The sequence below is a fragment of the Piscibacillus sp. B03 genome (assembly GCF_052246295.1).
Classification (GTDB): domain Bacteria; phylum Bacillota; class Bacilli; order Bacillales; family Alkalibacillaceae; genus Piscibacillus.
The window spans coordinates 19,282-32,413 of record NZ_JBQQCO010000012.1 but is presented as its reverse complement, the minus strand read 5'-3'; the positions used below and the strand labels follow the sequence as shown (position 1 = coordinate 32,413).

Here is a 13,132-nt window from a genome sequence, read left to right as displayed (position 1 = left end):
GAGTGTCATGGAAAAAGGACAATTGGTGTATGAAGGTAAGGCGAAGAGATTATATCAAACAGACGATGCCAACCTGTTGTTGGTGCAGTATAAAAATGACTTAACAGCTTTTAACGGGCAAAAGACATCAATGGAACACGGTAAAGGTGCATTAAATAATCAAATCTCGTCGATTTTATTCAATGTTTTGCGTAATGAAGGGATACCTAATCATTGGGTTAAACAAATTTCAGATGATGAACAGCTCGTTAAACATACAGATATTATCCCGATTGAAGTCGTCGTTCGAAACGTAGCGGCAGGTAGTTTGGTGAAACGGCTTGGATTAACAGAAGGGGAGACATTGAATGCACCAATTGTTGAGTATTACTACAAGGATGATGAACTCGGAGACCCCTTAATTAATGACGATCATATTGAGCTTTTAAATCTAGTTAAACAAGATGACTTAACTAGAATGAAAGAACTCTCACTTAGAATAAATCTAGTGTTGGTGAATTACTTTAAGATGTGTGGTCTAAGGTTAGTAGATTTTAAGTTGGAGTTTGGGTATGACTCAGAGGGTAGTCTCATTTTATCAGATGAGGTTTCGCCTGATACGTGTCGATTATGGGATGTAAACACGAATGAGAAACTCGATAAAGATGTGTTCCGTCAAGGAATCGGAAGTGTGGAAGAAACTTATACAAAAGTGTTAGAACGCTTAAAGGGGGTTGTGTCTCATGGTTAAAGTAAAAGTGTATGTGACATTAAAAGAAGGGGTGTTGGACCCTCAAGGAAAGGCAGTCGAGCAAGCACTACAAGCAAAGGATTTTCAAGGTGTTAGTGACATGAGAATCGGAAAATATATGGAATTCACATTAGATTCGGAAGTGGCAACGGATACGCAGATTAAGGATATGTGTGAGCAACTTCTCGCCAATCCGGTTATTGAGGATTATCGTTACGAGACAGAGGAGGTCGTGTCCTCGTGAAGTTCGCGGTAGTGGTGTTCCCTGGATCTAATTGTGATACGGATATGTTCCATGCGATTCGTGAGGCACTTGGTGAAGAGGTTGCTTATGTGTCGCATCGTGAGCATGATTTAACCGGTTTTGATGCAGTCCTTCTTCCAGGTGGGTTTTCATACGGTGATTACTTAAGGTCAGGGTCGATTGCTAGTTTTTCACCGGTGATGGAAGCAGTTAGAAATTTCGCTGCATCTGGTAAACCAGTGCTAGGCGTTTGTAATGGTTTTCAAATTTTACTTGAGACAGGGTTATTACCTGGTGCTATGAAGCGAAACGATCGTCTTAAGTTCATCTGTGACACAACGCCAGTGATTGTTGAGAATAACGAAACAATCTTCTCAAGTGAGTATCAACTAGATGAACGCATCTCACTTCCAATTGCTCATGCGGAGGGAAATTATGAGTGTGATGGTGAGACATTTAAACAGCTTAAGCAAAACAATCAGATTGTGTTTACTTATGCCGATAACCCAAACGGCTCAAAAGAGAATATTGCGGGGATCTGTAATGAAGCCGGAAATGTATTAGGTATGATGCCTCACCCTGAGCGAGCAGTGGATTCTCTATTAGGCTGTGAGGATGGATTAAGGTTATTTCAATCGATTCTAGTCAATTGGAGGGAACACCATGCCGTTACTTCTTGAACCGAATGCGAACGAGATTAAAGAACAAAAGCTTTATGCTGAAATGGGTCTGACAGATGAAGAGTTTCAAAAGATTGAAAGTTTACTAGGGAGAACTCCTAATTACACTGAGACTGGTATTTTTTCCGTGATGTGGAGTGAACATTGTAGTTATAAAAAATCTAAGCCTCTTTTAAATAAGTTTCCGACTGAAGGTAAGCGTGTCCTCCAAGGCCCTGGTGAAGGGGCGGGCATTATTGATATTGGAGATGATTTAGCCGTAGCGTTTAAAATTGAAAGCCATAATCACCCTTCAGCGATTGAACCATACCAAGGAGCAGCAACAGGAGTCGGTGGAATCATTCGTGATGTGTTTTCGATGGGGGCTCGTCCGATTGCTTTATTAAATTCATTAAGATTTGGCGAGTTAGATCATCCAAGAACGAAATACTTATTTGAAGAGGTCGTCTCAGGCATTGCTGGTTACGGAAACTGTATCGGGGTTCCGACGGTTGGTGGCGAGATTCAATTTGATGATTGTTATAAAGGGAATCCACTTGTGAATGCGATGTGTGTTGGCTTAATCCGTCATGAAGATATTCAAATTGGTCAAGCGAAAGGTATCGGGAATACGGTGATGTACATAGGGTCAGCGACTGGCCGAGATGGTATTCATGGTGCGACGTTTGCGTCTGAAGAATTAACTGATGAATCGGCAGAAGATCGTCCTGCTGTTCAAGTAGGCGACCCGTTTATGGAAAAACTTTTAATAGAAGCTTGCTTAGAAATTGTTAAATGTGATGCGTTAGTCGGTATTCAGGACATGGGAGCGGCTGGTTTAACGTCTTCAGCAAGTGAGATGGCGAGTAAAGCTGGGACTGGAATTGAATTGAACTTAGATTTAGTTCCGCAGCGTGAACGTGGGATGACACCGTATGAAATGATGTTGTCTGAGTCTCAGGAACGTATGTTAATCGTGGTAGAAAAAGGCCGTGAACGCGAAATTAAAGACATCGTTTCTAAATATGATCTTGAAGCCGTTGAAGTTGGTCGTGTCATTGAAGAGCAGCAATTTCGATTAATTTTTAAGGGAGATATTGTAACTGATGTTCCAGTGGATGCACTAGCAGAAGATGCACCTGTGTACCACATGCCTTCTGTTGAGCCTAAAAAAGCTAAACAACCTAAACCAACATATAAAATTGAAGATGCTAATCAAGTGTTAGAAGAGCTGTTGCAGCAGCCTACGATTGCGAGTAAGGAATGGGTATATCAGCAATACGATTATCAAGTTCAGACAAATACGGTGGTGCAGCCTGGTTCTGATGCCGCTGTTTTACGTATTCGTGGAACGAACAAAGCGATTGCGATGACGACTGACTGTAATTCGCGATATTTACATCTGAACCCGAAGCGTGGCGGGCGGATTGCCGTAGCTGAAGCGGCGCGTAATATCGTTTGTTCTGGTGCGGAACCTGTTGCGATTACGGATTGTTTAAACTTTGGTAATCCAGATAAGCCTGAGATATTTTGGGCGATGGAGCAAGCGACGGACGGAGTGGCAGAGGCTTGTGAGGTGCTTAGTACGCCTGTCATCAGCGGAAACGTGTCACTTTACAATGAGACTAATGGAACGAGTGTCTACCCAACCCCAGTGATTGGAATGGTAGGTCTCATTCACGACTTAGAGCATATCACCACGCAACAAGCAAAACAGGTTGGCGACTACGTCTATTTAATCGGCGAGTCAACAGATGAAGTGGCTGGTAGCGAGCTGCAAAAGCTATTAACAGATAGATATGACGGTGACACACCTAATCTCGATTTACAGATTGAACAAAAAAGACTTAAGCAACTACTAAATGCGATTCAACAAGGAGTCGTATCATCAGCTCATGATGTGTCGGAAGGCGGTTTAGCGGTTGCATTGGCTGAAAAAGTAATGACGACAAATTTAGGGTTAGACATTGAATTATCAGGTGATGATGTCATTGAACTTTTCAGTGAAACACAATCAAGATTTGTACTAACTGTTAAGCCAGAAGACGCTCAAGCATTTGAAGAGTTAGTTGATGCAACACGAATTGGTATAGTTACGAACAATGGTAAGTTATCAGTGTTATTTAACGGGAAAAAGGTGGTTCAACAATCCGTTGATCATTTAACGAACCTTTGGAAAGGGGCTTTACCATGTTTGGTGAAATCAAAGGCTTAAATGAAGAGTGCGGGATCTTTGGTGTATATGGCCATCCTCAGGCTGCCCATATGACGTATTACGGCTTGCATGCTTTGCAACACCGAGGACAAGAAGGGGCAGGTGTCGTCGTTTCTGACGGTTTTGACCTAAAACAATCTAAAGGTCAAGGCCTTGTCACGGATGTTCTCGATGAAGAGGAATTAAAGAGCTTGTCAGGTCACTCAGCTATAGGTCACGTTCGTTACTCAACCGCAGGCGGTAAAACGGTTGAGAACATTCAACCTCTCTATTTTAGGTCGAGTACTGGTTCACTATCCATTGCTCATAATGGGAATTTGGTGAATGCGACGAAACTTCGTCATGAATTAGAGGAGACGGGGAGTATTTTTCAGACGACATCAGATACAGAAGTAATTGCTCATTTAATTAAACGTGCAGGGAGAGGGCCGATTATTAATCGCATGAAACAGGCCCTTAACGAACTAGAAGGCGCGTACGCTGTAGTGATGCTAGATGAAAAGAGGTTAGTAGCAGCCTTAGACCCTCGTGGGATGAGGCCCTTATCTCTTGCAAAAGTTTGTAGTGGTTATGCGATTGCATCTGAGACATGTGCTTTTGATGTCGTAGGAGCGGAGTATATTCGTGAGATTGAACCTGGAGAGCTTGTTGTTATCGATGAAAAAGGTATTCACTTCGATCGTTTTCAAGAGCCTTATAATCGCTCCATTTGTTCGATGGAATACATTTATTTCGCACGTCCTGACAGCAATGTGGATCGTCAGAACATTCATAGTGTACGTAAACGACTTGGCAAGAAGTTAGCTGATGTTGCGTCTGTTGAAGCGGATGTCGTAACAGGTGTACCAGATTCAAGTATATCTGCAGCCATTGGATTTGCTGAACAATCTGGTATCCCTTATGAGTTAGGACTAATTAAAAACCGTTATGTAGGTAGAACATTTATTCAACCGTCTCAAGCCTTACGTGAACGAGGCGTTCAAATGAAGCTATCGGCGGTTAAAAAGATTGTTGAAGGTAAACGAGTGGTCATGGTGGATGATTCGATTGTTCGAGGGACGACGTCTAAACGGATTGTCAAAATGTTAAAAGAAGCTGGTGCAGCGGAAGTGCATGTGCGGATCAGTTCGCCACCGATTACTCATCCTTGTTTTTATGGCATCGATACATCCAATTCAGGGGAATTAATCGCGGCCAATTATTCAGTTGAAGAAATCAGAGACATCATCGGTGCTGATTCCCTTTCATTCTTACCTGTTGACGCTATGGTGGATGCGGTAGACCGTAATGACCCCAGTCCAAATTGTGGACACTGTCTAGCTTGTTTTACAGGAAAATATCCGACTGATCTATATGAAGATTCGTTACCACCACATGAAAAAGAAAAGCTGATCGGAGTGAGGTCTTAAATGTCTGAAGCGTATAAGCAAGCTGGAGTGGACATTGAAGCGGGTTATGAAGCGGTTAACCGTATGAAAAACCACGTGAAGAGAACGAATCGAGCAGGTGTAATGGGTGCTTTAGGCAATTTCGGAGGCATGTTTGACTTGTCACAGTTAAACTATGATGAACCTGTTTTGATTTCAGGAACCGACGGCGTTGGCACGAAACTTAAATTAGCTTATGACATGAATCGCCACGACACCATTGGCATTGATGCTGTCGCCATGTGCGTGAACGATATTGTCGTGCAAGGTGCGGAACCTTTGTATTTTCTAGATTACATCGGTTTGGGGAAAGCAAATCCTGAAACGATTGAACAAATTGTAAAAGGAATTGCGGATGGATGTGAAGAAGCTGGTTGTGCCCTAATCGGGGGTGAGACAGCTGAGATGCCAGGCATTTACGCAGAAGATGAGTATGATGTAGCCGGCTTTGCTGTGGGGGCTTGTGAGAAACGTGAGATCATCTCAGCTGACAATGTTAAATCAGGAGATGTCTTGGTCGGTTTACCATCTAGTGGTATTCACAGCAATGGCTTTTCACTTGTACGAAAAATCATAGCTGATGCAAAATTAGACTTAAATCAAATCTATGAACCATTTAATCAACCATTAGGAGAAGTTCTTTTAACACCAACAAAAATATATGTTCGTGATGTGCTAAAAACTAAACAGCTTGGTTACCTTAAGGCTGCAGCGCATATAACGGGTGGAGGGTTCTATGAAAACATTCCAAGAATGCTTCCAGAAGGTCTTGGTGCTAAAGTTGATATTTCATCATTCCCAATACCAGACGTCTTCACGTTTTTACAAGAACACGGGAATTTAACTCAACACGATTTATATCAAGTGTTTAATATGGGAATTGGTATGGTGTTAGCCGTTAGTAAAAAGCATGTGATGAACGTTTTACATGAACTAGATGAAGCTTATGTCATCGGGCATATCCGTGATGGAGAAGGTGTTGAGACGGTAGAGGAGGAGTAGCAATGAAGCGAGTAGCCGTATTCGCATCAGGAAACGGGTCAAATTTTGAATCGATTGTTCACGCATCTAAATTGGAAGAGAACTATGAGATTGTGTTATTGTTTTCAGATCAACCAGAAGCTTATGCGTTGCAAAGAGCACATAATTTGGGCATTCATTCAGTCTCATTGTCACCTAGTCATTACCCAGACAAAACAGCTTATGAAGCAGACGTGTTAGCCTTGTTGATCAGAAATAGAGTAGATTCAATCGTCCTTGCTGGTTATATGAGATTAATAGGTCCAACGATTTTAAAACATTTTGAGAAACAAATTATTAATATTCACCCATCATTGTTACCAGATTTCCCAGGGTTGAACGCAATAGAGCAATCGTTGGAAGCAGGTGTGACCGAAACGGGTGTCACGATTCATTACGTTGATGAAGGCATTGATACCGGGCCAGTTATTTTGCAGGAGAAAGTGTCTATTGATCCTCAAGATACTCATGGAACGTTAAAAGAAAAAATCCAGCAAGTTGAACACCGTCTATACCCACAGGTATTAAAGCAGCTATATAGAAAGGATGAGGTTGTTGCAGAAACGAGCATTAATTAGTGTATCTAACAAAACTGGCATTGTTGAATTTGCAAAAGAATTGGCGCAACAAGGAATTGAAATCATTTCAACAGGTGGTACGAGAAAAATATTAGAAGAAGCTAATGTACCGGTCATTGGGATTTCAGAGGTGACTGGATTTCCAGAGATTTTAAACGGACGAGTGAAAACTTTACATCCTAACGTCCATGCAGGATTATTAGCTAAACGATCAGAAGAATCTCACCTGTCACAACTTGAAGAGCAACAAATTCAACCCATTGATTATGTGGTTGTGAACCTTTATCCGTTTAAAGAAACAATTTCAAAAGAGGATGTTACCTTTGATGATGCAATTGAAAACATCGATATTGGCGGTCCAACGATGTTACGTTCTGCTGCTAAAAATCATGAAGATGTGACAGTGGTTGTTGACCCTGATGATTATGAACAAGTTTTAAATGAACTAAAAGGTAATGGGATTTCACTAGAATTAAAACGCAATCTGGCGGCAAAAGTCTTTAGACACACAGCCCATTATGATGCCTTAATAGCAGATTATTTAACGAAGCAAACAGGCGAGGAATTTCCTGAAACTAAAACATTTACATATGAACGAAAACAAACACTAAGGTACGGTGAAAATCCACACCAGAAAGCGGCCTTTTATGCCGAGCCTTTTGCGGCAAGTTCGTCACTAGTTAATGCGACACAATTACACGGTAAAGAGCTTTCTTATAACAACATACAAGACGCTGATTCAGCTCTACAAATCGTGAAGGAGTATGATGAACCAGCGGCTGTTGCAGTTAAGCATATGAACCCTTGTGGTGTTGGAATTGGTGAAACGATATTCGAAGCCTATCAACATACCTATGAAGCAGATTCTACCTCAATCTTTGGTGGGATTGTTGCTTTAAATAGAACCGTAGATGCTGATACGGCAAAAGAGATGAGTCAAATTTTCTTAGAAATCATTCTGGCTCCAGATTTTACTGATGATGCATTAGAGATTTTAACCGCGAAAAAGAATATACGTCTAATTAAAGTTAGTACGGAACTAAGTCAGCCAGAGCCCCAAATTAAGTCAGTCGGAGGCGGGGTATTAATTCAAGATGAGGACCGTAATGAGTTAAATGAGTCTGATTTTAAGGTTGTAACTGAACGTCACCCGACGGATGCTGAATGGAAGGATTTGAAGTTCGCATGGAAAGTCGTCAAGCACGTCAAATCAAATGCTATATTACTTGCCAAAGGGTCACAAACCATTGGTATTGGGGCTGGTCAGATGAACCGTGTTGGGGCAGCAAAAATTGCAAGCGAACAGGCTGGTGTGAAAGCCAAAGGATCAGTGATGGCATCAGATGCATTTTTCCCTATGGACGATACGGTGGAAGCAGCATATCAAGCAGGCGTCAGAGCGATTATACAACCAGGTGGTTCTAAGCGAGACCAAGACTCGATTGATAAGTGTAATGAATATGGAATCGCAATGGTCTTTACAGGTGTGCGTCACTTTAAACATTAATGTTTTGATATTGATTTTGGGAGGTCCTTATGAAGAAGGTACTCGTTGTTGGTCGTGGTGGAAGAGAACATGTATTAGCATGGAAGTTAAAGCAGAGTTTAATGGTTGATGAAGTCTTGGTTGCTCCGGGTAATGATGGGATGAAAGACGTTGCTACTTTAGTTAACATTCAAGAATTAGATTTTGATGGATTAATCCAACTAGTCAAAGAACAACGTATTGATTTAACCATTGTTGGGCCTGAAGCTCCTTTAACTGAGGGGATTGTTGATCAATTTCAAGAGCATGGGCTTTCGATTTTGGGTCCAACAAAGGAAGCGGCCCGTATTGAAGGGAGTAAGCAGTTTGCTAAAGAGTTAATGAAGACCCATAACATTCCAACAGCTCGTTATGAATCGTTTGACTGTGTAGATCAAGCCAAAGCTTATGTGCGTGAAGCGGGCGTCCCGATTGTTATTAAAGCAGATGGATTAGCGGCTGGAAAAGGTGTTGTCATTGCACATACGGTTAATGAAGCAGACGAAGCAATTGATGACTTTTTACAGAACCAAAAGTTTGGTGATGCAGGTGAAACGATTGTCATTGAGGAGTTTTTAGTAGGTGAAGAGTTTTCCTTAATGGCGTTTGTCAATGGTGAGGATGTTTTTCCTATGGACATTTCACAAGACCATAAACGCGCATTTGATGATGACAAAGGCCCTAATACTGGCGGTATGGGAGCTTATTCACCTGTTCCACAAATTAGTGATGATGTTCGAACCGAAGCAATTGAAAATATCCTAAAACCTACGGCTAAAGCCATGGTTAAGGAAGGCATGCCTTTTCATGGTGTATTATATGCAGGACTTATTAATACTGTAGAAGGACCTAAAGTCATTGAGTTTAATGCCAGGTTTGGAGACCCAGAAGCACAAGTGGTTCTTCCAAGATTAGAAAATGATCTAGTTCAAGTGTTAGAGGCAGTTATGAATAAGAAACCGATTGATTTGAAGTGGCATGAGGAAGCGGTTGTAGGAGTTGTATTAGCATCAAAAGGTTATCCAGAAGCTTACGCAAAAGGCCAAGAAATCTCGGATTTAAATAACATGAACGCTGATTCATTAATTTTTCATGCCGGAACGAAATACAACGAAGGCAGTTGGCTTACTAACGGAGGACGATTGTTGTTAGTGGCAGCAGAAGACCTGACACTTGAAGGAGCCTATAAGAAAGTTTATCAAGAAATGGAAAAACTAAATTCTGAAAACACTTTTTATAGAAAAGATATTGCACAGAAAGCGTTTACTGTAAGACAATAATCTAGCGTGCAGTGACTGACGACAAAATGGAATTAACCATATGGGAGCTGCATGTCAATTAAGCCGGTCGTCTGGGCGGAGAGTTCTCTCTCTTAATCAACAGGAGGGTATAAATTGAATCCATTGATACTAGACGGTAGAAAAGTGGCACAATCAGTAAAAGATAATTTGAAAGTGCAAATAAATGAACTAAAGAGTCACGGTATAACACCAAAGCTAGCCACCATCTTAGTCGGAAATGATGAAGCTTCAAAAACATATGTTCAAATGAAAGCTAATACGTGTCATAAATTAGGGATGGAATCTGAACGTGTCTTTTTGCCAGAAGAGACTACCACCGAGGAATTGTTAGATGTTATTAATCGTTTAAACAACGATGATCAAGTACACGGAATTTTACTTCAGCATCCTGTACCTAGCCATATCGATGAGCGTTTGGCGTTTGATACAATTGCTTTAGAAAAAGACGTAGACGGTGTGACCTCACATGGATTTGGCGCAACAACATTTCAATTAGGTGCGTATCCGTGCTGTACGCCTGCTGCAATTTTACAAGTCATTGATTTTTACAATATAGAGCTCGAAGGAAAGCATGCCGTAGTGATCGGTCGTAGCCCAATCTTAGGGAAGCCAGTCTCAATGATGTTGTTAAACCGAAATGCAACAGTTACCATCTGCCATTCTAAAACAGAAAACTTAGATGAAGTTGTACGGCAGGCAGATATCGTCGTTGCAGCAGTGGGTCGCCCTAAGTTTGTCAAAGGAGAATGGCTAAAAGAAGGCGCCATCGTACTTGATGCAGGTTATAACCCAGGTAACATTGGCGATTGTGATTACGATACATGTTACCCTAAATCATCAGCCATCACACCAGTGCCGGGCGGAATTGGGCCAGTGACGATTTCTATGCTGTTAAAACATACAGTTGAAGCGGCACAAACTCAGCTTAATGTTTCAAAAAAACAGACGAATGTCTCATAAATCAACTACAATATAATGCATAAGAAATTGAGATGATTGTTGAATTGTGAAAAGCTAAGGAGGCGACTCTAGGTCGGCTAAAAGCAGCCACCGTAAGCGGTACACAATTCCAACAACAAAAGATAACAAATTAATGAAGTTATTATGTAAAATTTTCATGCATAAAAAATTGAACTAAATACGATTATGACTTGACATACAGGCCATAGATATTATAATATATTCTATGGCATTTTATCATAACCACGACTAGCCCCGGAACTATTCGTGTTGAAGATAAAAAAATGTTCGAGTTATTCGATTCAATTAGGAGGGAAAACAATGCGCACAACTTTCATGGCTAATGAAAACAACGTTGAGCGTAAATGGTATGTAGTTGATGCGGAAGGACAAACGTTAGGTCGTTTGGCTACAGAAGTAGCGACAATCCTACGCGGTAAAAACAAACCAACTTACACACCACACGTTGATACTGGTGATCACGTAATTATCGTGAATGCTGATAAAGTTCATTTAACTGGTAAAAAATTAAACGATAAAATTTACTACCGCCACTCTAATTACCCTGGTGGTTTAAAACAACGTACTGCAAACGAAATGCGTACGAATTATCCTGAACAAATGCTTGAAATTGCTGTTAAAGGTATGCTACCAAAGAACAAACTTGGTCGTAAAATGGCTAAAAAGCTTCACGTTTACCGTGGACCTGAGCACAAGCATCAAGCACAAAATCCAGAAGTTTACGAACTTCGCGGGTAAGTAAAAGGAGGTAAAACACTTTGGCACAAGTACAATACTATGGAACAGGTCGTCGTAAAAGCTCTGTCGCTCGTGTACGTCTAGTACCTGGAAGCGGTAAAGTAGTTGTTAATGATGTAGATGCACAAGATTACTTCCCACACGAAACGTTACGCTTAGTCATCAACCAACCTTTAGAAGCAACTGAAAACGTTGGTAACTATGATGTACTAGTAAACGTTAGCGGTGGTGGATATACTGGTCAAGCAGGAGCGATCCGCTTAGGCGTTGCTCGTGCACTATTAGAAGCAGATCCTGATTATCGCCCAACATTAAAGCGTGCAGGATTCCTAACTCGTGACGCACGTGAGAAAGAACGTAAGAAATACGGTCTTAAAAAAGCTCGTCGTGCACCACAGTTCTCTAAGCGTTAAAAAGCCTTTTATATCAAGGTTTCAGCCCTCTTTGCTCCCTTATAGCAGAGAGGGCATTTTTATTTCTAAATCACTTTTGAATACCCTTTGAATACCCTTTGTTAAAAACTCATGTAATTTTGGAACATTTCTGCCGTTTTTTCTTTCGCTTCATTCGTCACATGAGTGTAGATATTCATCGTGGTTTGAATGTCTGAATGGCCTAACCTTACCTGGACATCTTTAATACTTGCTCCAGCCTCGAAAAGCAAACTTGCATGCGTGTGCCTGAACCCATGAATCTTTATCTTTGGAAGATGTTCATGGTTTCGGTAAATGCTCTTAAGCCTCTCATTAATAGATGCAAGCCTCATATAGTTAAATTCCTGTTTGATATAGTTGTATGTCGTGAATACCGGTTGTTCTTCATCACTTTTGAATGGGACAGACAACTTTAAATACAGCTGCATCTGATGTGATCGCCACTTCTTTAATATGCGTAACGTTTCATCATCTAAACTAATAATCCTTCTAGAACTAGCCGTTTTTGTGGGCAGTAGGACACGCTCATTGTTGACTCTAGCGAGCGTTTTCTTTAAATGGAGTGATTTAGTATCAAAATCAACATCTGACCAGTGTAGGGCGTAAATTTCGCCTTTACGAGCCCCTGTGAAAGCTAAGAGTCTAAAAAATGCATGGTTGAGTGACCCTTCTTCTAACACACTGAGGAATTCTTTTAACTCTTCTTTTGAATAGAATTTAACCTTCTCTTCCTCTTCCTGATCGTAATTGATTTTGTCTTTTCTTTTAGGCAGCGTAATTTGTTCCATTGGATTCGTTTTGATAATGTTAGTTTTCACGGCATATTTAAAGACCTGGTTAGCTTGAATCTTATAATCCTGGAAAGACTTCAACTCTTCAGCCCAGGCGTTCACAACTCGTTGACAATAGCTTCTCGTGATCTCCTTTATCTTTAGACGGCCAAACTCAGGCAAAATACGCTTAAACTTCGTTTTCAGCACATCTATTGAAGTAGGCTTTATCTCCTTACAGTGCTGTTCAAACCACTCCTGGAATACTTCCTCATAAGTGATGGATTCATTTCTTCTCAGTCCATAGTCATCTACATCAACAAGGATTTTAGACAGAGCAATTTTAGCCTCTTTAGCAGTCTTGAATCCTCTTCTCGTAGTCCTCTTTTTCTTTCCTGTTACTGGATCGGTACCAAGATACGCATTAAACATATAGGCTGTTGATCCGTCTTTTTTCGTATACTTCTTAATATTAGCCATTTGTAATCCCTCCATATGCTGGCGGGCAAT

The 13,132-nt window shown here is 41.0% G+C and carries 13 protein-coding genes and 1 riboswitch; of the genes, 12 read left to right on the top strand and 1 reads right to left on the bottom strand.

Annotation, left to right across the window (positions count from 1 at the left end):
• Positions 1-7 precede the first annotated feature (7 nt).
• From purC to rpsI, 12 genes are all read left to right on the top strand, one after another.
• A complete protein-coding gene (gene purC, locus ACTWQB_RS09560) occupies positions 8-730 on the top strand; it encodes a phosphoribosylaminoimidazolesuccinocarboxamide synthase (RefSeq protein ID WP_443138968.1) in 723 nt (240 codons plus the stop codon).
• Positions 723-974, top strand: coding sequence for a phosphoribosylformylglycinamidine synthase subunit PurS (purS, locus tag ACTWQB_RS09555; RefSeq protein WP_443138967.1), 252 nt, complete (start codon positions 723-725; stop codon positions 972-974). The genes purC and purS overlap by 8 nt, the downstream gene beginning before the upstream one ends.
• A complete protein-coding gene (purQ, locus tag ACTWQB_RS09550) occupies positions 971-1,654 on the top strand; it encodes a phosphoribosylformylglycinamidine synthase subunit PurQ (protein WP_443138966.1) in 684 nt (227 codons plus the stop codon). Before purS ends, purQ begins: the two co-directional genes overlap by 4 nt.
• Entirely contained in the window at positions 1,638-3,848 is a 2,211-nt protein-coding gene (purL, locus tag ACTWQB_RS09545; protein ID WP_443138965.1) for a phosphoribosylformylglycinamidine synthase subunit PurL, read from the top strand. The genes purQ and purL overlap by 17 nt, the downstream gene beginning before the upstream one ends.
• Complete coding sequence (purF, locus tag ACTWQB_RS09540; RefSeq protein WP_443138964.1) at positions 3,824-5,257, top strand: amidophosphoribosyltransferase; 1,434 nt, start codon at positions 3,824-3,826, stop codon at positions 5,255-5,257. Before purL ends, purF begins: the two co-directional genes overlap by 25 nt.
• Positions 5,258-6,277 carry a phosphoribosylformylglycinamidine cyclo-ligase gene (purM, locus tag ACTWQB_RS09535; RefSeq protein ID WP_443138963.1) on the top strand — a complete coding sequence of 340 codons (1,020 nt, stop codon included), beginning with the start codon at positions 5,258-5,260 and terminating at the stop codon, positions 6,275-6,277.
• A gap of 2 nt (positions 6,278-6,279) precedes the next feature.
• Positions 6,280-6,873 carry a phosphoribosylglycinamide formyltransferase gene (gene purN / locus ACTWQB_RS09530; RefSeq protein ID WP_443138962.1) on the top strand — a complete coding sequence of 198 codons (594 nt, stop codon included), beginning with the start codon at positions 6,280-6,282 and terminating at the stop codon, positions 6,871-6,873.
• Entirely contained in the window at positions 6,851-8,380 is a 1,530-nt protein-coding gene (gene purH / locus ACTWQB_RS09525) for a bifunctional phosphoribosylaminoimidazolecarboxamide formyltransferase/IMP cyclohydrolase (RefSeq protein ID WP_443138961.1), read from the top strand. The genes purN and purH overlap by 23 nt, the downstream gene beginning before the upstream one ends.
• Positions 8,381-8,409: 29 nt before the next feature.
• Positions 8,410-9,678, top strand: coding sequence for a phosphoribosylamine--glycine ligase (gene purD / locus ACTWQB_RS09520; RefSeq protein WP_443138960.1), 1,269 nt, complete (start codon positions 8,410-8,412; stop codon positions 9,676-9,678).
• 1 nt (position 9,679) lies between these two features.
• Positions 9,680-9,762, top strand: a riboswitch (ZMP/ZTP riboswitch).
• Between the two features lie 30 nt (positions 9,763-9,792).
• Positions 9,793-10,659 carry a bifunctional 5,10-methylenetetrahydrofolate dehydrogenase/5,10-methenyltetrahydrofolate cyclohydrolase gene (locus ACTWQB_RS09515; protein WP_443138959.1) on the top strand — a complete coding sequence of 289 codons (867 nt, stop codon included), beginning with the start codon at positions 9,793-9,795 and terminating at the stop codon, positions 10,657-10,659.
• Between the two features lie 321 nt (positions 10,660-10,980).
• A complete protein-coding gene (gene rplM, locus ACTWQB_RS09510; RefSeq protein WP_443138958.1) occupies positions 10,981-11,418 on the top strand; it encodes a 50S ribosomal protein L13 in 438 nt (145 codons plus the stop codon).
• Positions 11,419-11,438: 20 nt separating this feature from the next.
• Complete coding sequence (rpsI, locus tag ACTWQB_RS09505) at positions 11,439-11,831, top strand: 30S ribosomal protein S9 (RefSeq protein ID WP_443138957.1); 393 nt, start codon at positions 11,439-11,441, stop codon at positions 11,829-11,831.
• A gap of 101 nt (positions 11,832-11,932) precedes the next feature.
• Here rpsI and ACTWQB_RS09500 read toward each other — a convergent pair whose 3' ends face one another.
• Positions 11,933-13,102: a tyrosine-type recombinase/integrase gene (locus tag ACTWQB_RS09500; protein WP_443138956.1), complete on the bottom strand. Its 1,170-nt coding sequence runs from the start codon at positions 13,100-13,102 to the stop codon at positions 11,933-11,935.
• Positions 13,103-13,132 lie beyond the last annotated feature (30 nt).